General features: G+C 69.8%; 16 protein-coding genes and 1 pseudogene. 7 read left to right on the top strand and 10 right to left on the bottom strand.

Features of this window, described 5'->3' with window-relative positions; translation table 11 throughout:
• From ACTZWU_RS15795 to ACTZWU_RS15815, 5 genes are all read right to left on the bottom strand, one after another.
• Nucleotides 1-2,106 carry an ATP-binding protein gene (locus ACTZWU_RS15795; RefSeq protein ID WP_444738323.1) on the bottom strand — a complete coding sequence of 702 codons (2,106 nt, stop codon included), beginning with the start codon at nt 2,104-2,106 and terminating at the stop codon, nt 1-3.
• Nucleotides 2,107-2,186: 80 nt separating this feature from the next.
• Nucleotides 2,187-3,341 (bottom strand): RsmB/NOP family class I SAM-dependent RNA methyltransferase, encoded by a 1,155-nt coding sequence (locus ACTZWU_RS15800; protein ID WP_444738324.1) that lies wholly within the window; start codon nt 3,339-3,341, stop codon nt 2,187-2,189.
• Between the two features lie 63 nt (nt 3,342-3,404).
• The gene (locus ACTZWU_RS15805; protein WP_444738325.1) at nt 3,405-3,719 is read right to left on the bottom strand and encodes a hypothetical protein; all 315 of its coding nucleotides are present in this window, start codon (nt 3,717-3,719) and stop codon (nt 3,405-3,407) included.
• Complete coding sequence (ctaD, locus tag ACTZWU_RS15810; protein ID WP_444738326.1) at nt 3,716-6,277, bottom strand: cytochrome c oxidase subunit I; 2,562 nt, start codon at nt 6,275-6,277, stop codon at nt 3,716-3,718. Before ctaD ends, ACTZWU_RS15805 begins: the two co-directional genes overlap by 4 nt.
• Nucleotides 6,274-6,954, bottom strand: a complete 681-nt coding sequence (locus ACTZWU_RS15815) for a cytochrome c oxidase subunit II (RefSeq protein ID WP_444738327.1) — start codon at nt 6,952-6,954, stop codon at nt 6,274-6,276. The genes ctaD and ACTZWU_RS15815 overlap by 4 nt, the downstream gene beginning before the upstream one ends.
• Before the next feature lie 48 nt (nt 6,955-7,002).
• On the opposite strand from ACTZWU_RS15815, the gene ACTZWU_RS15820 reads away from it, so the two are divergent.
• Entirely contained in the window at nt 7,003-7,554 is a 552-nt protein-coding gene (locus ACTZWU_RS15820) for a DUF2231 domain-containing protein (protein ID WP_444738328.1), read from the top strand.
• Nucleotides 7,555-7,562: 8 nt separating this feature from the next.
• Here ACTZWU_RS15820 and ACTZWU_RS15825 read toward each other — a convergent pair whose 3' ends face one another.
• Together ACTZWU_RS15825 and ACTZWU_RS15830 are read right to left on the bottom strand one after the other, a co-directional pair.
• The gene (locus ACTZWU_RS15825) at nt 7,563-8,093 is read right to left on the bottom strand and encodes a CopD family protein (protein ID WP_444738329.1); all 531 of its coding nucleotides are present in this window, start codon (nt 8,091-8,093) and stop codon (nt 7,563-7,565) included.
• Entirely contained in the window at nt 8,060-8,791 is a 732-nt protein-coding gene (locus ACTZWU_RS15830) for a cytochrome c oxidase assembly protein (RefSeq protein ID WP_444738330.1), read from the bottom strand. The genes ACTZWU_RS15825 and ACTZWU_RS15830 overlap by 34 nt, the downstream gene beginning before the upstream one ends.
• A 170-nt stretch (nt 8,792-8,961) precedes the next feature.
• Here ACTZWU_RS15830 and ACTZWU_RS15835 point away from each other — a divergent pair, with 170 nt between their 5' ends.
• A complete protein-coding gene (locus tag ACTZWU_RS15835) occupies nt 8,962-10,350 on the top strand; it encodes a ferredoxin reductase family protein (protein WP_444738331.1) in 1,389 nt (462 codons plus the stop codon).
• A 159-nt stretch (nt 10,351-10,509) separates the two neighbouring features.
• Entirely contained in the window at nt 10,510-11,328 is an 819-nt protein-coding gene (locus ACTZWU_RS15840) for a sugar phosphate isomerase/epimerase family protein (protein WP_444738332.1), read from the top strand.
• Here the strand turns inward: ACTZWU_RS15840 and ACTZWU_RS15845 are convergent, their stop codons facing one another.
• From ACTZWU_RS15845 to ACTZWU_RS15855, 3 genes are read right to left on the bottom strand one after another with little or no spacing between them, the layout of a single operon-like run.
• Entirely contained in the window at nt 11,329-13,002 is a 1,674-nt protein-coding gene (locus tag ACTZWU_RS15845) for a hypothetical protein (RefSeq protein WP_444738333.1), read from the bottom strand.
• Nucleotides 12,999-13,178: a hypothetical protein gene (locus ACTZWU_RS15850; protein WP_444738334.1), complete on the bottom strand. Its 180-nt coding sequence runs from the start codon at nt 13,176-13,178 to the stop codon at nt 12,999-13,001. Before ACTZWU_RS15850 ends, ACTZWU_RS15845 begins: the two co-directional genes overlap by 4 nt.
• Nucleotides 13,169-14,224, bottom strand: a complete 1,056-nt coding sequence (locus ACTZWU_RS15855; protein WP_444738335.1) for a phosphatase PAP2 family protein — start codon at nt 14,222-14,224, stop codon at nt 13,169-13,171. The genes ACTZWU_RS15850 and ACTZWU_RS15855 overlap by 10 nt, the downstream gene beginning before the upstream one ends.
• Nucleotides 14,225-14,359: 135 nt before the next feature.
• Here ACTZWU_RS15855 and ACTZWU_RS15860 point away from each other — a divergent pair, with 135 nt between their 5' ends.
• The 4 genes and pseudogenes from ACTZWU_RS15860 to ACTZWU_RS15875 form a co-directional block, all read left to right on the top strand.
• Entirely contained in the window at nt 14,360-15,853 is a 1,494-nt protein-coding gene (locus tag ACTZWU_RS15860) for an SARP family transcriptional regulator (protein WP_444738336.1), read from the top strand.
• Between the two features lie 123 nt (nt 15,854-15,976).
• Complete coding sequence (locus ACTZWU_RS15865; protein WP_444738337.1) at nt 15,977-17,779, top strand: S8 family peptidase; 1,803 nt, start codon at nt 15,977-15,979, stop codon at nt 17,777-17,779.
• Between the two features lie 99 nt (nt 17,780-17,878).
• Nucleotides 17,879-18,892: an MvdC/MvdD family ATP grasp protein gene (locus ACTZWU_RS15870; RefSeq protein ID WP_444738338.1), complete on the top strand. Its 1,014-nt coding sequence runs from the start codon at nt 17,879-17,881 to the stop codon at nt 18,890-18,892.
• A 324-nt stretch (nt 18,893-19,216) separates the two neighbouring features.
• Nucleotides 19,217-19,458, top strand: a pseudogene (locus tag ACTZWU_RS15875) (integrase core domain-containing protein); the annotation flags it as partial.

A 19,458-nucleotide genomic window follows, 5' to 3' on the forward strand; every position in this document is an offset into this window, starting at 1 on the left:
TCAATGCAGGGAAGCGGCGGTGACGCGCAGCCGGTCCTCGACCGCGCCGATCAGTTCGGTCAGCGTGAAGGGCTTGGGAAGAAAGGCTGAATTGGCTGTCGGCTGGTGGCCCTCGGCAAAGATGTCCTCGGTATAGCCGGACATGAAAATCACCGCCGCATCGGGCCTGGCCTTGCGGGCGCGCGCGACCCAGCTTGGACCGTCCATGCCGGGCATCACCACGTCGGTCAGGAACAGATCGACGCGCAAGGCGGGGTCGGCCAGGATGGCAAGGGCAGCTTCGGCGCTGTCGGCCTCGATCACCTCGTAACCTTTCAGCTTCAGCGCGCGAGCGGCGAAGGCGCGGACCGGGGCCTCATCCTCGACCAGCAGCAGGCGCGGCTGGCGTTGGCGTTCAAGACGCGGCGCGATCACGGTCCGGGCCTCGGCCCGAGGCGCGGCGGCGGGCGCATCCTGATGCTGAAGCGCGGGCAGATAGATCGTGAAGCTCGTCCCGACACCCGGCTGGCTGTCGCAGAAGATAAAGCCGCCCGTCTGCTTGACGATACCGTAGGCGGTCGAGAGGCCGAGCCCGGTCCCTTCGCCGGTGCGCTTTGTGGTGAAGAACGGTTCGAAGATCTTGGCCAGATGATCGGGCGCGATCCCGCAGCCCCGATCGCTGACCGTGACGCGGACGTAATCCCCCGCCGGCAGCGAGACGCGGTCGCGCCGAAGCACCTGATCCAGCAGGGCGTTCTCGGTGCGGATGGTGATTTCGCCGCCCGAGGGCATGGCGTCACGGGCATTCACGACGAGGTTCATGATCACCTGCTCAAGCTGGCGCTTGTCAGCCCGGATCGGACGCAGCGCGGGGTCGTGGCTGACACTGAGGGTGATCCGCTCGCCCACCAGCCGGTTCAGAAGATGGGTCAGGTCCGCCACCGTGTCGCGCAGGTCCAGCGTCTCCATCCGCAGGGTCTGCTTGCGCGAGAAGGCCAGCAGCTGCCCGACCAGCGCGGCGGCACGGTTGGTGTTCTGGCTGATCTGGTCCAGATCCGAATAATCCGGATCGCCCTTGTCGCGGCGCAACATCAGCAGATCGCAATGGCCGCGGATCGCGGTCAGGAGGTTGTTGAAATCATGCGCCACCCCGCCCGCAAGCTGGCCGATGGCCTGCATCTTCTGGCTCTGGACGAATTGCGCCTCGAGGGTCTTCATCGCGCTGATGTCGGTCAGCACAGCAACCAGTCCGCCACGCTCGGCAGGGTCCGGCGCCAGCGCGACCTGGAAATGGCGGTCCTGGCCGCCGCGTGCCTGGCCGCGCAGGCGCAGGATTTCGGTCGGGTTGGCGAGGCTGCCGGCGCTGGCTTCGGACAGCCACTGGATCAGCGGACGGCCCGGCCCCTCGAACAGGGTCGAAAGGTTCAACCCCTGCCCGTTCGTTGCGACACCGTCGCGGTCCAGCAGGCGGCGCGCGGCGCTGTTGGCTTGGCGCACACGGCCATCGGAAGCGATGCGCAGCATGGCGACGGGCAGCGTCTCGATATCGCGGTCGCTGTCTGACTGATCCATCGCGGCCGCGATCTCGAACTGGTCGGGCGCGGCACCGGCGGTGTGATAGGCCCAGATCTGCAGCGGCGCATCGGGAGAGCCGCTGAGCGACAGCGCATCGCCGTTGCCAAGCTCGATCTCGGCCGATCCGAGGCGCATCGCGCGCGCCGAAAGCTGCGCCATCTCGGCGGCGGCATCCGCGCGCAGGCGCGACAGCACGTCGAGAACCGAGGCGGCATCGCCATCGTGCATTTCCCGCGCCGCGCTGTTCTGGAACAGGATCTGCCCCTCGGCATCGCAGACCCAGACGGGTTCGGGCGCGGCTGCGACCTCGCCCCGGATCGCAGACAGGGCACGCCGCGCGCGGTGATCGCGCAGGATATGGGCCAGCGATACCGCGCCGCCCAGCAGATACCACGCAACCGCGATCGTCGCCACGATCACGGCCGCCCGCCCCGCCAACGCCCCCGGCATCACCAGAAGCGCCGCCGAGCCCAGCACCATCGGCAGGACCAGCAACGGCACCGCCGAGACCGCACCACGCGGCAACCCAACACGTTCATCCCAATACGCCATGCGAATCGCCCTTCTGGCCCCTCGTTCCGACCGGGTTAGCCGATCAGCCCTTAAAAGAGCGTTAAGGACGCCTCTGCTCCTCATCCGCCCTCGCGGCGCAGCACGGCCAGAAAGAAGCCGTCCCCGGCCTCGATCGGGGTCCAGACCTGTCGCCGCAGCAGGCTGAATTGTCGATGCTCTGGCAGGAAACCGTTGATCTGGCTGTCGTTTTCTTCGGCCAGAAGCGAGCAGGTCATATAGGCCAGATGCCCGCCCGGCGCGACCATGCCGGCCACGTCGCGCAGGATCTGCGCCTGCGTCGCGCGCAGCCCGGCCAGATCCTGCGGCGCAAAGCGCCAGCGCGCATCGGGGCTGCGCCGCCATGTGCCGCTGCCCGAACAGGGCACATCTGCCACGACCAGATCGAACACCCCCGTGACGCGCGGCAGGATCGAGACCCGCGCCCCAGCCCGCACAGCGCGGGCGGGCAGGTCCTTCAGCCGCTGCGGCGCCGCGTCATGGGCGAAGAACAGTGCATCGGGCTGGCGCGCCGCCAAGGCCAAAACCTTGCCGCCGCCGCCCGCGCAATAATCCAGCACCCGCGTCTTGGGCGCCAGCGGCAGATCCTCGCAGGCCAGTTGCGGCGACAGGTCCTGCAACTCGACCAGCCCGTCGCGATAGGCGCGGCTGGCGGCGACGCGGCGTTCGCCCTGGGTCACGCGCAGCGAGGATGCACCCTCGCCCGGCAGGGCCGAGATGCCATCTTCGGCCAGTGCGGCGACGGCGGCGTCGCGCCCGCCGCGGGCAAGGTTCGCGCGCAGCCAGACCGGGGCGCGCTGCCCCATCGCCGCCGCGACCGCCTCGGCCCTGTCCCCAAGCGAGGCGCGCCAGGCCGGATGCAGCCAATCGGGCAGATCGGCCAGCGGAGCGAGGGGGGGCGGGGAATGGGCGGCCTCGGCCTCGGTCAGGGGCGCGGGCGCGTGGCCGGTGCCGGTGAACAGCGCCTGCGGATCGCGTCCCTCGGCGCGGGCCATGCCGATCATCAGGCCGCGCCCTGTCAGCGCACCGCCCAGAGCCGCCAGCGTATTGCGTTGCCGCAGCGCCCCAAAGACCAGATCGCGCAGGGCTGCGCGATCGCCCGAGCCCGCAAAGCGCGAGGCGCGCGACCAGCGCAGAAGCGCGGCCTCGGCCGGGTCGCCGGCAAGGATCTGGTCCAGCACCTCGATGGCGGCGGCGATCCGGGCGCCCGGCGTCACGGGCGCCCCCTGTCACATCGTCTCATTCAGCGGCCTTCCCACGCTTGGCAAAGGCGCAGAATGCTACAGGCAGGTCGAGGTCGCAATGACCGGAAACAGCGTGAAGAGGGTCGCGACAAGCCCGATCCACGCCCCCGCCACGATCAGCCAGCGTCCGCGCCCCGGCGGAACGCCGCGCGGCAGGACAAGCAGCAGCGCGACATGCAGGCCAAGCCCCGCCCCCCAGACCAGCCACATCGCCATGTGGTGCCAGTCGGTGAACAGGACCGGCACACGAGTCCAGCCCCAAGCGCAGCCCGCCCCGTGCAGCCCGTAGACCGCCGAGAACAGCACGGCCCAGAGGACCAGCCCCGCCAGCGCACGCCAGAGCCAGCTCATGACAGCACCTCCTGCGCGATGATCAGGGTCAGTGACACGGCCGAGGTGCCCAGCCAGAAGGACTGGAACAGCTGCCAGATCGGCGCGGCGCCCGCGCGCTGGTCGCTGACGCGTCCCTGCCGATGATCGGCCAGCGTCCGCAGCGCCAGTAGCGAGGCGATGACGCCGTGAAAGACCGCAAAGCCCAGGACGACCCCACGCAGGGCATCGCGGGCATGGCGCGTCGGGTCGTCCAGCCCGAAGGCCAGCACCGCCAGCGCCGCCAGCGCCACGCCCCCCGCGCCAAGACCCGCCAGCGCCCAGGTCCCGCCCATCGGCGTGCTGCGCGCGGTCTCGGCCCGCAATGATGCGACCAGACCCAGCCCCATCGCGCCAAGCGCCACCGCCGCCGCGACCAGGTTCGGCAGCGTGGCGATGCCACTGTCCGGTGCGGGCCAGTTCGGCGCCACCACCGTCAGAAAGCCCACTCCGAACATCAGCGAGGCATAAAGCGTCCCGTCCGCCAAAAGCAGCGCCAGCGTGCCGGTGCGCGCCAGCGTGTTGCGGCGCTGGAAATGCAGGGGCAGCTCCAGATCGGGCGCGACGCGGGCGGGCGGGTGGTCGCGATCCGTGCCCATGATGTCGCCCCATTTCCACCCCGCCCAGATCGTCAGCGCGATCCCCACAGGCGCCAGCCAGTAAAGCCCCGCCAGCATCGCCGCGAAGAAGCTGCCGATCGCGGCCGAGGTCAGCATCGGCAGCGCCGTGCTGTGGGCCAGCGCCGCGACGTGATCGGGCCTGCCGCTGCCCGGCTCGACCACCAGCGTCTCGCGCCGGCCGCGGGGCGCGCCGGGCAGCAGCCCCTCGCCACGGGCCAGAGGCAAAAGCGCATTCGCATCCCCATGGCGCGGACCGGGCAACGAGGCGAAATTGTAGGACGGCGCAGGCAGCGGCATGGCCCAGTCCAGCGTCGGCGCGCGCCACGGATTGCGCCAGCTGCGCCGCCCGAACAGCCATTGCATCACCACGTCAAAGGCGAAGAGCGCGAACCCCGCCGCCATGACCATGCCAAAGATGGACGAGATCAGGTTCAGCCATTCCCATTCCGGATTGGCCGGATAGACCGCGACCCGGCGCGGCATCCCCAGAAGCCCGGTCAGGTGCATCAGGAAAAAGGTTCCATGAAACCCGATCAGGATCAGCCAGAACGCCGCCTCGCCCAGACCGCGCACGCGCCAGCGCCCGCAGATCAGCGGCATCCAATAGCTGACCGCGGCCAGCATCGGAAAGACGAAGCCTCCGATCAGGACGTAATGCAGGTGGGCCACCACGAAATGGGTGTCATGCGCCTGCCAGTTGAACGGCACCATGGCCAGCATCACACCGGTCAGCCCGCCCATCACGAAGGTCGCGAAGAACCCCATGATATAGAGCATGGGCAGCCGAAACTGCACCTGCCCCATCCACATCGTTCCGATCCAGGCAAAGATCTGGATCGCCGTCGGCACCGCCACCAGCGCCGAGGCTGCCGAGAAGAAGGCCAGCGCCATATGCGGGATGCCCACGGTGAACATGTGGTGGACCCACAGCCCGAAGGACAGAAAGACCAGCCCCGCCACTGCCGCCACGATGGCGCCATAGCCCAGGATCGTGGTCCGCGACAGGATCGGGATGATCGTGGACAGCGCCCCCGCGGCGGGCAGGAAGATGATATAGACCTCGGGATGGCCGAACAGCCAGAAGAGGTGCTGCCACAAGAGCGGATCGCCGCCGCGCGCGACCTCGAAAAAGGGCCAGTCGAAGGCGCGCTGCACCTCGAGCAGGATCGAGCCCAGGATCAGCGGCGGAAAGCCCACCAGCATCATCACCGCCGTGCCCAGGAGATACCACCCCATCAGCGGCATCCGGGTCAGCGCCATGCCACCCGCGCGGCAGCGCAGGATGGTCACGGTGATCTCGACAGCGGCGGCCATGGCCGAGATCTCGACGAAGGTGACGCCCAGCAGCCAGACATCCGCGTTCACGCCGGGGCTGTGGGTGCGGTCAGACAGGGGCGTGTACATGAACCAGCCGTCATCGGGCGCGACGCCGAAGACCAGCGACAGCACGATCACGCTGCCCCCGAACAGGTAGCACCAGTACCCAAGCGCGCTGAGACGCGGAAAGGCCATGTCCCGCGCGCCCAGGATCTTGGGCAGAAGCCACAGCGCCAACCCCTCAAGCATGGGGATGGCGAAGAGGAACATCATGATCGTGCCATGCATGGTGAAGATCTGGTTGTAGAGGTCCAGATCCAGAAACGCGCCCTGCCGCGTGGCCAGCTGCGCGCGGATCAGCATGGCCAGCACACCGCCGATGGCGAAGAAGACGAAGGCCGTCACCATGAAGCGCAGCCCGATCGTGCCGTGATTGACCGAGGTGAAGAACCCCCTCCAGCCCGGCTCGTCGCGCCAGACCGCGTCCAGTTCACGGTGCAGCGCCAGCGCGCGGCGGGGCGGGTTGGCGGCGATGTCCAGTGCATCGACCATCGGTTCGGAGGGCGCGATGGCGCGGGTATCGGCGGGTGGCTTGATGGTCATGGAAGCATCCCTGCCTGAGTGTCTGCGAAGGGCGCCATCGCCTCGGTCATGTCGGGCATGGGCAGGGCGGGGTCATAGGCGATGACGGTGAAGCGCATGAAATTGTGGCCGAAGCCGCAGAATTCGGCGCAAAGCCCCTCGTAGATGCCGGGGGCGTCGGCGCGCAGGCGGTGGCGGTTGGCATGGCCGGGAATGGCGTCCATCTTGCCGCCGAGTTGCGGCACCCAGAAGCCATGGATCACATCCTCGGACGTGATGACGACGTCGAAACTGGCCCCTGCGGGGACATAAAGCCTGTTCAGCGTGGCGACCGGCTGGCCGTCGGGTCCGGGTTGGGTGAAGCGCCATTCCCATTGCCCCGCATGGGCCGAGACCTCCAGCGCGTCATCGGCCCGCGCCAGCATCCGCTCGCCCAGCCACAGCGAGAAACCGACCAGAACCGTCAGCACGCTGAGCGTGAAGGCCAGCCCCCAGCCCCAGATCCAGTGCCGTTCCGAGGCCCGCCCGCCCTTGTTGCGGATCGCCAGGGCCAGCATCACCCCGACCATCAGCGTGATCAGCGTGGCGCCCGCCAGCATCGCCCACCACAGGAACGCCGCGCCACGGGCCGCCGGGCCCGAAGGGTCAAGCGTGCTGAGCGGACCATCGCACGCGGCCAGCAGCGGAACCGCCAGCATGGCCGCCGCCTTGTTCCCCCATGACCGCCCCGACAGGAGAGACCGCAGATGCGCCAGAAACGAAGCTGGAAACAGCGCCGCCGCCTTGCCGACCCGATCGAGGAACATGCGGCCTTTGACGATACCGAGACCAAGATCGCCCTGTCGGGCCATCCGCTGCATGCGATGATGGTGGCCTTTCCCATCGCGCTGGCCTTCTCGACCTTGGGGGCGGATGCGCTCTACTGGTGGACGGGCGACGCCTTCTGGCCGCGCGTCGCGCTCTGGGCCTCGGGGGCGGCGTTCGGGCTGGGCGTCGCGGCAGGCGTGACCGGCACGATCGAGCTTCTGATGGTGCCGGGCATCCGCATCCGGTCGGCTAGCTGGACTCATTTCATTCTCGCGGTGATGCTTCTGTCGCTTCTGGGTCTGAACTGGGGCTTCCGGCTGCCCGATCCCGAAGCTGCTGTCCTGCCCTTCGGCTTTCTGCTGTCCGCGCTGACCGGGCTGATGACCGGCATCACCGGCTGGCATGGCGGCAAGCTGGTCTTCGACTATCACATCGGCACGCAAAGCCGGGACGGGGACGAGGCCGGACGCGACGGCGTCGAGAGGGGCTAGCCGCCTCATTACTGGCCCCCGCGCGGGGCCAGCATGAAGTCAGGCATCAGGTCCGCCGTCCAGGCCAGGTCGGGCTTGGCCAGAACCAGCCACAGAACCCCCGCCATCAGCGGTATCCCCAAGGCCAGCGCCCAGGCAGGCGAGGGCAGGTCGTGCAGCCCCCGCTGTTCGGCCGAGGACAGGATCAGATGGCCGATCCAGGCATGAACCAGGCTCATGCCCGCGACCAGCGCCAGCTTGGCCACGAACCACAGGTCAAAGACCTGATCGGCAAAGATCAGCCCCGTTCCCGCCGCGATCGCGATGATCGCCGCCGGCGTCGCAAAGCCGATATAGCCGTAATGCGTGATCAGCCGGAATTCGGCATAGCGGGCCTGCACCTGCTCGGTTCCGGTGCTGCGCCGCCAGATCCCGCCATAGAGATACAACATCATCGGCAGCGCGATCATCGCCGCACACCAGGCCACCATCGCGGCGATGTGCAGGAATTTCAGCCCCGCGACCATCATGCGGCGAAGCCCCGGCGCCAGCCGTGCCACAGCATCCCCGCCGCGCTGGCCGCAACCGGCAGGAAGCCCGGCACCCACATGACCAGCCCGGCAAGCTGCTGATCGACCAGCGGGTCCATGCCCCAAGCGACCGCCCCGTCGATATGCGGAAAATAGAGGATCGAGGGCGCAAAGGTCAGGATCGCCCCCAGAAAGCCCATCACCCCGGCCAGCCCGCCGATCAGGACGGCGCGGCGCAGGGCCTCGTCCCCGGCCGGGGCGGGCGCCAGAACCGCCGACCAGAAGGCCCAGGCCGGCAGCAGCATCGCCGCCTGCATCAGCCAGTAAAGCCCGTCCGACCGCCAGATCGCGTCATAGATCGCGGGGATGTGCCAGGCGACCATTACACCCGACAGCACCGCCAGCGACACCCCCGCCGGCAGCCGGCGCGTCAGGATCGGCCAAGCCACCGCCAGAGCGGGCGCGGCCAGCGTGATCAGCAGCAGGTGATGGGCCGAGCGCACCGAAAACAGGGCGACCGTCATCGCGCAAAGGGGCGAGACGAAGGCCACCACCAGTGCGGCGACCGCGATCAGCGCGGCACCCCTCTGCCCGCGCCCGGCGCGCCACAGCACAAGCCCCGAGAACAGCGCAAGTCCCGCCAGAAGCGGCGGGTCGAGATTCCAGCTCTGCCACAGCGCGCCCGGCGCCGGGGCCGGTCCGCAATAGGGGTCAAGCCTGTCGCTCATGAGATGCCTCGTCCTGCCTTGATCCGATCTGACCTGCCCCGCCCCGCACGGGCCTCCGGTCACGGTCACGTCAGGACAACCGCCCCCGCGCGCCCCGGTTCCCCCCGCGCCTGCGCCCGCGCCCGCGAAGTGCCACCGGAACCGCCCCGCCACGGCGACGTTGCCCTGAGATGAGCGCTCCTCGCACAGCCCCGCCAGAGAACCATGTCCGGCCCGCCGACCGCCCCGCCGTGATCCTGACCGAGGCCGTGGCCTGGATCTTGGCCGCCGCCCTGCTGGTAGCCCTGCCCTTCATCGTGATCCTTGCGGGCGATCCGCCGCGCGGGGCGCCCTTCACGCGCAATCTGGCCTATGCCCTGGGCTTCGGGGCGCTGGCGCTGGCAGGGCTGCAATTCGCGCTGACGGGTCGCCTGAAGCCGCTGCTGCGCCCCTTCGGCGCCGATATCGTGCCGGTCTTTCACCGCTTTCTCAGTTGGGCGGCTTTGGCCTTCATGCTGGCCCATTTCGGGATGCTTTACGTCTGGCATCAGGACGATCTGGGCAGCCTCAGCCCGCTAAAGGCGCAGCCGCACATGACGGCGGGGCGCGTGGCGCTGGCGGCCTTTCTGGTGCTGATCGTCAGCTCGGAATTCCGCAAGCGGCTAGGGTTGGATTACCTCTGGTGGCGCAGGCTGCACATCGCGCTGGCGCTGCTAGGCTTCGGGGCCGCCATCTGGCATGTGCTGGGCGCGGGCCATTTCACTGCGCGCGACGGCACACGCGGACTGTGGCTGGCGGTCACGCTGGCCTGGCTTGGCCTGATCCTCTACACCCGGTTGGTCCGGCCCTGGTGGCAATCGCGCAACCCCTGGCGCGTGATCGAGAACCGCGACGAAGGCGACGGCATCCGCCTGCTGCGCCTGCGCCCCGAGGGCCGCCCGCTGCGCGACTGGCGGCCGGGGCAGTTCGCCTGGCTGGCCATCGGCAATTCGCCCTATTCGCTGCGTGAACACCCCTTCACCATCGCCACCGCGCCCGACAAGGGTCACGAGATCAGCGTCGCGATCAAGGAATTGGGCGATGACAGCCGCCGCCTGTCCCGCGCCGAAATCGGCAGCACCGCCTGGATCGATGGCCCCTATGGCGTCTTCACCATCGACCGGGAGGCCGAGGCAAAGGGCTTCGTGATGATCGCGGGCGGGGTGGGCATCACGCCGATCATCGCCAATCTGCACGCGCTTCAGGAACGCCGCGATCCGCGCCCGGTCCACCTGCTTTATGCCAATGTCGACTGGCAGGGCGTGGCCTTCCGGGCCGAGCTGGACCGCATCGCCCGCGACATCGACCTGCGCGTGACGCATGTGCTGGAGACCATGCCCGACACCCCGCCCAAAGGGCAAAGCATCGCCAAAGGCCGCATCGACGCAGACCTGATCCAGCGGCTGCTGCCCGATGACAGCCGCGACTGGCCTCATATGATGTGCGGCCCCGCGCCGATGCTGGACGCCCTGCGCAAGGCGCTGCGCCAGCGCGGCGTCCCTGCCCACCGCATCCACAGCGAAATCTTCGAAATGGTCTGACCCATGCGCCCGCTTCTTGCCCGCCTTCTGGCCCTGACCCTCGCCCTGGTGACGCTTGGCTATGCCGTGGGGCTGGCCCTGCTGGTCAGCTAGCACCGCTTGCATCCGCTCACGCGCTGGCCGATCAATCGGCGACCGACACGGCCAGCGGAGCCCGACATGAGCCTGCCCCTTCTGGGCGTTGCCCTGACCTACCCCGATTTCGACGGTCTGCACGACTGGATCTGCGCGCCCGGCCGCGCCGTCGAGATCCAGGATTTCTGCGCGCTGGACGCGATCCGCGACGTGCGCGACGACCTGATCGCTGCTTGGGCCGCCCGGCGCGACGAGCTGACGGGGCCGGTGGGCATCCATGGACCGTTTCTGGGCCTCGATATCGGAAACCCGGATGGCGAGATCCGCGCCATCGTGCAGAAGCGCCTGCTGGAAGGGGTCGAGATCGCGCTGGCCCTGCGCGCCGACCAGATGGTCGTTCACAGCCCCTTTACCTATTGGCAGCACCTGAACCGCGAGAATTACCCCATGATCCGGCCTGCCATCTTCGAGGCCGCGGCGGATTGTCTGGCCCCCGTCCTGTCGCGCGCGGCCGAGGGGGGCTGCCAGATCGTGCTGGAAAACATCGACGACGCCGATCCTTCGGTGCGGGTCGATCTGGTCGCGGCGATCGACCATCCGATGCTGGCCGTGTCGCTGGACACGGGCCATGCCGAACTGGCCCATGGCCGCTATGGCGCGCCGCCGGTGGTGGATTACATCGCCGCCGCGCGGGGGCGGCTGGGCCATGTGCATCTTCAGGACGCGGATGGTTATGCGGACCGACACTGGCATCCGGGCGACGGGCGCATCCCGTGGCGCCCGGTCTTTGACGCGCTGGCCGCCCTGCCCGACCAGCCGCGCCTGATCCTCGAGGTCAATGCCGACCTGCCGCGCCTGCCCGACACGGTGGCCCGGCTGAACGCGCTTGGTCTGGCGCGCTGATCAATCGGCAAGGCCGTGCCGCCAGGGCAGATCGGGCAGCCCGGCATCCGGCACATCCGCCAGCGGGCCGCCCGCCGACAGCGCCCGACGCAGGGCCTCGCGGTCGGGGATGTCGGCGCCATTGGCCAATGCATGCGCCAGCCAGCGCGTGACCTGCGGGGCCGAAAGGCTGGTGCCGCTGAGCCTCTGCCACCCACCGGGCAGGATACCGGGCAGGACCATCCCCTGCCGCGCGGCGCTGCGGTCGGCGGGTGCGGTCACATCCCCCGCCCGGCCATCGGGCAGAAGCCCGCAATAGGGGCTGAGCCCGGCTTCGGGCCGGGTCGTCGTGGCGCCCACCCTGATCTGTCGCCGCCCCCGCGCATAGGCGCTGGCCGAGCCGTTGCGACGGATCGGACCGGGCGCGGGATCGGGATCGGCGCCGGGCCAGGCGCCGTCATCGCCGCGCAGGGCGTGACCGGGATCGACCAGCCGCGACTGGCGCCCCTGCGCGCGAAAGCCCGGCAGCCGGTCGTCCCGGTGAACCGCCAGCGCGGCGCCCGACGGCCCGCCATCGACCAGATCAAGCCGCCAGAGGCCCGGCACCCCCGCCACCCCGCCACCCTCGGGCAGGGTCGGCGGCAGGATCAGCGTCACGCAGGCTCGTCTGCCCCCCCGCCGTTGCAGCACCGCCCGCGCCAGCCGCGCGCCGCCCGCGTCAAGCAGCCAGCCCGAGCCCGTTGTCGTCAACGCGACCTCGCCCTCCGCGCCCGAGGGCGCGGTGACGCGCAGGCGGGGCGCGGCCTCGCCCGGCGCGGCCCAGATCTCGATAGCGTTGGGCGTTGGATCGTCGGGCGGGATCTGCCAGCCGACCCCCTGCCCGGGCATCAGATGGCCGCGCAGCCGGTCCTGCCGGTTGTTGCCGGTCGGCAGGACGAAATGCACCGGTCCCAGATCGCCCCCGGCCCGGTCCGCGATCGCATCCTGCAACCGCGTCAGAAGTGCGCTGCCGTCATCTGCCCCCGCCGTCACCCCAAGCGACAGGTTCACCACCAGCGCAGGACGGACCCGCTGCCCTGCCTGAACGGACATCTCGCGTGCCAGCTGACGGGCGCGGGCGATCACGAAGATCACGGCCGCCTGGATGAACAAGGCCGCCAGACTGCCCGAGGTCTCGGCCAGCGCCATGCGCGGCAGCGACACGGCCAGAACCGGATGGTCGCGCCCGGCGGGATCGCCGGGGTCGTGCCCTGCTGCCAGCCCCGCCACCGCCGCACCGTGGCTGGACGCCGAAGCCATCGCCATGCAGCGTCCGGGCGCGGTCAGGCCCGCCGCGCGATAGGCCGCCAGAGGATCGCCCGGATCGGCCAGCGCGTCGATCTGGGTCCCGCGGAGTTCGCGCCCGAATGCCAGATCGGCGCGCGCCTCGGTCGCGGGGGCGTCCATCAGCCAGATCGCGGCAACCCGGCTATGGCCCGGCCCCGTCGTCAACAGCGGATGGGCAAAAGGGATGGCGTGGTCGATCACGGCCACGATCACGGCGCGCCGCGGATCGACAGGATGGGCGTCGGGGTGCAGAAAGCGCGCTTCCGGCGCGGGCGGCAGGCCCGGCGCGGGGATCGCATCGCGCGGCACCAGACGCGGCAGATGAGCCAGGACCGGATCGAAGAGATCAAGGCTTTCAAGCGCGATCATCGCCCGAACGCCGCCTCGATCAGCGCCTCAAGCGCGGCGCGTTGCGCGGCATGAGGCTGGTCGCCCATGGCGGGCGCGCGGGTCAGCAGATCCTCAAGCAGAGGCCAGGCCTCGTCGTCGCGGACGGCCTGATCCGGCGGGTCGGGCTGCCAGTCCAGCGCCGGGCTCATCCCCATCTCTGCCCCCATTCCTGCTGCGCGCCCTGCCACAAGGCCGCCAGCAAGGGCGCCTCGGGCGCGACAAAGGTCGTGGTCGGCGCAAGACAGGTTCCGGCGTGCCAGGCCCGGCAGAAGGCCGGCAGATGAAAGTCGCGGCTGCCTCCCGGCGCATCCCCGCCCCATGCGCCGCCATCCAGCCCAAGGCCCGTGACCTTGTCCCCCGTCGCGCGGGCGACCAGCCAGCGCGCGACCGCAAGCCCAAGAACCGCCCCCGCCGCGCTGTCCACCGGGTAATGCACCCCGGCCACCGTCCGGTTCACCGCGATACGCGCGGCCATGCGGTCCAGCGGGCTGGCCGGGTCCGGCCCGTCGGCGCCCGTCAGCGCGCCCAGCATCCCGGCCAGCGCGAACCCCTGCGCGGCATGGCCACTGGGATAGGCGGAATGACCCGGACAGGCGATGACCGGCTGGATGTCGGGCGACAGGACATGCGGGCGCGCCACGCCGAAGCCCAGCTTGGCGCGCTGGACCATTGCCGTGGCCAGATCCTGCACCAGAGCCGTCAGCAGCATCAGGCAAGGCGTCCAGCCCGAGGCCAGCGGCAGGATCGAGCCGAAAAACGGCAGGACCGTCTCCGTCTGGGCCATGATCTCGGGCAGGCGTTCGGCGCGCAATTCGGCATAGCCCGCGACAAGCTGCGTCTCGGTCACGAAATCGGCGTCCGAGGGGCGCGTGATCTCGGCAAGCGTGCCCTGCCCGGCGGTGATGCGGAAACGGGACGGCGCGGCCTCGACCGACAGGCCCTCGGACAGTTCGGACAGCAGGGCGGCGAGGGCGAAGTCGGGCTCGATCCGGCGCAGGCGGGTCAGGGGCGTCTGCCGGGCGGGGCCGGGCGTCTCGACCGCGACCGCGCCCATCGGCGCGATGGCGTCCCGCGCCACCATCAATGCCTGCGCCAGAAGCCCGCCACCCGCCGCCCCGCCGCCCCCATGGGCATTATGCGCGTTGTGGGCGTTATGCGCATTATGGGCATTATGCGCGTTATGCGCATTGGCTAGCGACATCGCATCCCCCTTTTGGCACCAAACTGTGCCCTTTGTATCGGATCCTGCATCCATCCTGCGGCCCGTGCCGATTGATGGCGCCGATTCGGTTGACCTATGGTAACATATCACGGGAATTTGTTCGGAGTTTCAGTCATGCGCCTTCGGCTTCGGCTGATGGGACAGGTGCGCCTGAGCGATGCGGAAGGCCGCGACCTGACCCCTCGTGGCCGCAAGGCGCGGGGCCTTCTGGCCCTGCTGGGAACGGCACCCGACCTGCGGCTGGGGCGCGCGCAGCTTCAGGACCGGCTATGGAGCGTAAGCCCTCAGGCGCAGGGCTCGGCCAGCCTGCGTCAGGCGCTGCGCGAATGCCGGCAAGCCCTGGGCGAGGCGCTGATCGGCGGCGATGGCTGGGTGGGGCTGGACCCGAGCCGCGTCACGGTCGATCTGGCCCCGGTCATCGGGCCGACCGGCCAGCCCGCCGAATTCGCCGAAGGGCTCGACATCGACGACCCCGAATTCGAGGATTGGCTGCGCGACACCCGCCTGGCGCTGGAGGATCGTCCGGCCCTGCCTGACTTGCCCCTGCTGGTCCTGACCGAGGCGCAGGGCGACGGGCCGCAGGCGCGGATGCTGGCCGATTGCGTCCTGTCCGAAGCCTCGGCCCGCGCGGCGGCGCTGATCCCTGCGCAGGTGCTGCGCGGGGGCGCGTCCGGACAGGGCCACGGCCTGCTGGTCGAGGCCCTGTGCCTGGCCCAACCCCAAGGCGGTGTCGCGGTGATGCTGGTGCTGCGCGATCTGCAGACCGGCGCGCAGCTTTGGGCGCAGCATTATCCGCTGGCGCCGGGCCTGCCCGATCTGCGGAGGGTCTCGGCGGCGATGGCGTTGACGATGATCCAGACGGCAGGGCAGGTCACGCCGGGCGCACGAGCGGGCTATCCGCTTGGCGATCTGTTCAGCTTTTCGCGCGCGCGGCTTCTGGCGGCGGATCGACGGCTGACCGAGACCGCCGGCGCGGTCCCGCAGGCGCTGCGCGCCTTTCTGCGCTATACGCTGATCATCGAACGGCAGGGCGGCGATCCGCGCATCCTGCTGGACGAGGCCGACGGTCTGGCCCGTCAGGCCCGCGAGGCCGCGCCCCATGATCCGGTCGTGCTGTCGGTCGCGGCGCTGATGGCCAGCTGGCGCGGACAGGTGGCGGGGGCGCTGGATCTGGCGCGGCTGGCCTGCCGGATGGCGCCGGGCCACGATCTGGGGCAACTGGCGCTGTCGCAGGCGCTGAACGATGCGGGCCGCGACAGCGACGCACTGATCGCGGCGATGCGGGCGGGCAACGGCCCTCTTGCGGTGCTGGGACAGGCCAGCTGGCGGCTGCGCCTTGCGGTCGCGCAGATCCGCACCGGCCGCCTGGCCGAAGCCGAGACCAGCGCCGGTGCCGCGCTGGCCCATGCCCCCGATTGCCGCCCCGCCCTGCGGATGCTGGCCGCGCTGCGCCACCATCGCGGTGACGACGCAGGCGCGGCGGATGCGCTGGACAAGCTGCGCCGGGCCGAGCCGGATTTCACCCTCTCGTTGATGGAAAGCCCCGAATACCCGGTCACGACGCTGCGCCGGGCGGGGCTTCTGGGGGTGACGCGCTCGGGGCTCTAGACCCCGCCCTGCCCGCGCAAGGACGGCTTTCACGCAGCGATCACGGCGCGCTCACGCGCGGCTGGCACATCTCGAATCGCGGACCGGCACAAAGCCCGTCCCGATCCCGAGGAGAACGCCGCAATGACCGACAAGAAAGCCAAACCCGAAGCCGCCCCGATCAGCGTCCTGCTGGAGATGCGGGCCGATCCCGGCATGTCGCCGATCCTGGGCATGAACAGCGCCCCCGAACTTGCCGGGGGCGCGCTGACGCTGGACCCGGAATTCGTCCCCGTCGCCATGGGGGGCGAGGCCGAGGGCATGGCGGGACTGCCCCAGACCTACATTCTGCGCGGCACCGTCGCGTCCGAGGACCAGCTGCGCGCGCTCGAGGCCGACCCGCAGGTGCTGCGCGTCTGGAAGGACACGCCCATCGCCCCCTTCGCCCATCCCGGCCATTCGAACGACGCCGGGCCCGAGCTTGACGAGAACCCCGCCATGGGCACCTGCCCCATCGGCAGCTGCGACTGCACCCCCCGCACGCCTGTCGGCACGATCGCGGATGTCGCGCGCTATCTGGGCGCCGACCAGATGTGGTCGCGCGGCTACCGGGGCGCGGGCATCGTCGTGGGCGTGCTGGATGGCGGCATCACCGCGCAGGGCCGCCCCGTCAAGGCGGGCGAGACCTCGCGCCGCATCCCCCGCGTGATCGGCGGCTGGCCCGCCGCCAGCTGGGGCACCGAGGCCAGCGCATGGGGCGAGCATGGCAACATGTGCGCCACCGACGTTCTGGGCATGGCCCCCGAGGCGCAGATCTTCGACATGCGCATCGCCGGCGGGGGCGGCTCGTCCGGCACGATCTCTCGCGCGCTTCAGGCCTTCGACTGGGCGCTGAACCATTACCGCACCCACGGCACGCCGCAGATCCTGACCAATTCCTGGGGCATCTTTCAGGAAACCTGGGATGCGACCTATGCCCGCGACCCGAACCACCCCTTTACCCGCAAGGTGGTCGAGGCCGTGAATGCCGGGATCATCGTCCTGTTCGCGGCCGGCAATTGCGGCGATACCTGCCCTGACGGTCGCTGCGGCCCCGACACGGGCAGCGGGCGCAGCATCTGGGGCGCGAACGGCCACGAGGCGGTGATGACCGTGGGCGCGGTCAACCTGCGCGAGCAGTTCGTGGGCTATTCCAGCCGCGGCCCCGCGGCCCTGTCGCCCCGCAAGCCCGATTTCTGCGCCATCACGCATTTCACGGGCTACCACAATTCCGACAGCGGCACCTCGGCCGCGACGCCGATCCTTGCGGGGATCTGTGCGCTGCTGAAACAGGTGCGCCCCTCGGCCAATACGGCGGTGCTGAAGAACGCGCTGATCTCGACCTGCAAGGATATCGGCGCGGCGGGCTTCGACGTCCATTCCGGCCATGGCATCGTCCAGCCCCTGGGCGCCTATGACCGGCTGACGCGGATCGTGAAACTGCCGCATCTGGACACGACGCCCACGCGCGACATCGTCGGCACGCCGGTGGTGCTGGACCGCCCCGGCACACCGGTCATCCTGGACCAGATCGGCACGCCTATCATCCGGGACCAGCCCGCGACGCGGGTGATCCTGGATCAGCCCTCGACCCCGGTCATCCTTGACCAGCCCCGCACGAAACCCGTGCTCGACCAACCGGGAACACCGGTGGTTCTGGACCAGCGCAACACCTCGCCGTTGATGGATCGCGGCGGCACCACCATCGCCGAGCGGGTGGACCTGCCCGATCCGGGGCGACCCTTCGTGCTGGCCACCCCCCACCAGGCGCCCGAATGGGAGGACTTCCAGCAGATGCTGGGCGCGCCTGACGAAACCCTGGCCGAGCTGACCCGCCAGATTGACGAGTTGCATGCCGTTCTCGAGTCGATGGTCGCTCAATACCAGGCCGCGACGGGTCAAGCCTGACCTGTCGCGCGGGCCGGCCCCCAGCCCTCCCCTGCCCCTAGAGGGGCCGGCCCGCAAACCCCGCATCCTTCCTTCACCGCCTAGCACCAGAGGTCCGCCATGATCCTGATCATCTCGCATCCCGACGACATCCACGCCCGCACCGTCATCGACCACCTAGACCGGCTTGGCGCCGAGAGCCAGATCCTGAACCTCGCCCGCTTTCCCCGTGCCGCGCGGCTGGTGCTGCGCTATGGCCCCACCGGCAGCCAGCTGGGCTTCAGCGACGACGAAGGGCGGCTGATCGACCTCGACCGGGTGGGGGCGGCATGGTGGCGCAGGCCCCAGCCGTTGGAATTCGAGCCGGGCCTGCAGGCGCAGGATTTCGCCGCCGCCGAATGCGCCGAGGCGCTGGCAGGCCTGTGGCTGGCCATGCCAGCGACCTGGATCAACCCGCCCGTCGAGGACGAGGCCGCCAGCCGCAAAAGCTGGCAGTTGCGACTGGCGGGGCAGCTGGGCCTCGACCCGCCCGAGACGCTGGTCACGACCTGCGCCGAGACCGCCCGCGCTTTCGTCGCGCAGCATGGCGACGTGATCTGCAAGCCCTTCTCGGGCAGCCTGCGCTACTGGCGCGAGACGCGGCGCATCGGCGAGGCCGAACTGGCGCAACTGGGCCAGCTGCGCCACGCCCCTGCCATCCTGCAGCGCCGGATCGAGGGCCGCGACCTGCGCGTGACGGTGGTGGGCCGCAAGGTCTTTGCCGCCGAGATCGACACCAGCGGCGGCAGCTATGCCGACGATTTCCGCATGAATCAGGACGTGACGATCCGCCCGACCGCCCTGCCGCCCGCGATGATCGACGCGATCCATGCGCTGATGGCGCGGCTGGGTCTGGTCTACGGCGCGCTGGATTTCCGTCGCCAGCCCGACGGCCGCCTGCGCTTTCTGGAAATCAACCCCGCCGGGCAGTTCCTGTTCGTCGAGGAACAGACCGGCCAGCCCATCGCGCGCGCCATGGCCGAAGCCCTTCTTGCGCTGGACCGCGATCACGGCGCGACCCCCACCGCGCCCGAGGGCCCCGGCTGGCCCGTCGGCCTGCAAGCGGTCCGTCGCCCCGCCGACCACCACCTCTGAGCGCGCGTCTTGGCGGCGCGCTTCTGCGCCGCCACGCCCCGCCATTCGACGATGCTCGTCAACCCGTCCAGAGCGCGACGACCCCGGATCGCCGGACAGCCGGATCGCCTTCAACAACGATGAAGGCATCGAGTTCACGGATGAGCGAGGGACCGTGGCCCCGGTGGGGCCGCTTAGGCCCGAGTAAACAGAAGGCGTTCATCCTGAAGCAAGACAAGGCATGCAAGCCGGTTGCGGAGATCAGCCGAAAGGCCGGGATCAGCCAACCGGAACACCGTCCACTCCCGGCCGATGCGCTTCGACATGATCTGCGAGGCGAACAGGATCGAGCAAAGACTGACCAAACCCAACCACCCTCGGACCAACGGCCAAGTCGAGCGGATGAACCCCACGACCAAGGACGCGACCGTCAAGCGCCTCCACTACGACAGCCACGAACAACTGCGAACCCACCTCGCCGATTTCGTGGCGGCCTACAACTTCGCACGCAGGCTGAAGACCCTGAACGGGCTCACGCCCAACGGATACATCTGCAAAATCTGGACATCCGAGCCAGACAGATTCAT

Origin of the sequence: Paracoccus sp. NSM (assembly GCF_052379855.1) — a bacterium.
In the GTDB taxonomy this organism is placed as follows: domain Bacteria; phylum Pseudomonadota; class Alphaproteobacteria; order Rhodobacterales; family Rhodobacteraceae; genus Paracoccus.

Bases quoted from the DNA above. Each gene is read 5' to 3' on its own strand.
- ACTZWU_RS15795 (WP_444738323.1), bottom strand. From the start codon at position 2,106: ATGGCGTATTGGGATGAACGTGTTGGGTTGCCGCGTGGTGCGGTCTCG.
- ACTZWU_RS15805 (WP_444738325.1), bottom strand. From the start codon at position 3,719: ATGAGCTGGCTCTGGCGTGCGCTGGCGGGGCTGGTCCTCTGGGCCGTG.
- ctaD (WP_444738326.1), bottom strand. From the start codon at position 6,277: ATGACCATCAAGCCACCCGCCGATACCCGCGCCATCGCGCCCTCCGAA.
- ACTZWU_RS15815 (WP_444738327.1), bottom strand. From the start codon at position 6,954: ATGCTGGCGGTTCCGCTGCTGGCCGCGTGCGATGGTCCGCTCAGCACG.
- ACTZWU_RS15820 (WP_444738328.1), top strand. From the start codon at position 7,003: ATGCGCCAGAAACGAAGCTGGAAACAGCGCCGCCGCCTTGCCGACCCG.
- ACTZWU_RS15830 (WP_444738330.1), bottom strand. From the start codon at position 8,791: ATGAGCGACAGGCTTGACCCCTATTGCGGACCGGCCCCGGCGCCGGGC.
- ACTZWU_RS15835 (WP_444738331.1), top strand. From the start codon at position 8,962: ATGAGCGCTCCTCGCACAGCCCCGCCAGAGAACCATGTCCGGCCCGCC.
- ACTZWU_RS15840 (WP_444738332.1), top strand. From the start codon at position 10,510: ATGAGCCTGCCCCTTCTGGGCGTTGCCCTGACCTACCCCGATTTCGAC.
- ACTZWU_RS15845 (WP_444738333.1), bottom strand. From the start codon at position 13,002: ATGATCGCGCTTGAAAGCCTTGATCTCTTCGATCCGGTCCTGGCTCAT.
- ACTZWU_RS15850 (WP_444738334.1), bottom strand. From the start codon at position 13,178: ATGGGGATGAGCCCGGCGCTGGACTGGCAGCCCGACCCGCCGGATCAG.
- ACTZWU_RS15855 (WP_444738335.1), bottom strand. From the start codon at position 14,224: ATGTCGCTAGCCAATGCGCATAACGCGCATAATGCCCATAATGCGCAT.
- ACTZWU_RS15860 (WP_444738336.1), top strand. From the start codon at position 14,360: ATGCGCCTTCGGCTTCGGCTGATGGGACAGGTGCGCCTGAGCGATGCG.
- ACTZWU_RS15865 (WP_444738337.1), top strand. From the start codon at position 15,977: ATGACCGACAAGAAAGCCAAACCCGAAGCCGCCCCGATCAGCGTCCTG.
- ACTZWU_RS15870 (WP_444738338.1), top strand. From the start codon at position 17,879: ATGATCCTGATCATCTCGCATCCCGACGACATCCACGCCCGCACCGTC.